Below are 449 nucleotides of genomic sequence, written 5' to 3'. Positions count from 1 at the left end.
CGCCTCATCGAAATGTTGCTGGAAATGACCGCGCCTCTTGTCACGCATGTTCCGCCCGACGAGCGCGAATGTCTGCTTCTGATCCGCTATCCGTCCCGGTCCTATTATCGTCGGCACGAATATCCCGCCGGCTTGATCGCGAGCGATAGCCTTCCCGGGTTCATCAATCGCTTCATCCGCCGTACCAACCGCAGGATCGAGCGCTGGAACGACGCCCATCCGGAGCGTCTCAAGCCGTTGGTGCCCAAATTCAGCGCCTCGCAGCTGCGCGGCAGCGTCGCCACGGAACATTATGTGGCTTCGGGCGGCAACCTGAGTGCGGCGGGAGCGGTTCTCAATCACGCCAGCCTCGTTACGACCGATCGCTACGTTGAGGGACCAGCAGCGCGGAAGCTCGAGCAGGAGACGATCGCGCGCCTTCAGAAGCTCATGGTGGCTTGGGTCTGTGG

1 protein-coding gene is annotated in these 449 nt (G+C 61.9%); it reads left to right on the top strand.

Annotated elements, in window-relative coordinates; translation table 11 throughout:
* A partial coding sequence (locus tag AACY08_RS29710; RefSeq protein ID WP_339472660.1) for a hypothetical protein occupies positions 1-449 on the top strand: 449 nt, incomplete at both ends.

Source organism: Pseudomonas sp. EL_65y_Pfl1_R83 (assembly GCF_963970695.1).
GTDB lineage: Bacteria > Pseudomonadota > Gammaproteobacteria > Pseudomonadales > Pseudomonadaceae > Aquipseudomonas > Aquipseudomonas tritici.
The sequence above is the reverse complement of the archived record's forward strand: the minus strand, read 5'-3'. Positions and strand labels throughout refer to the sequence as shown.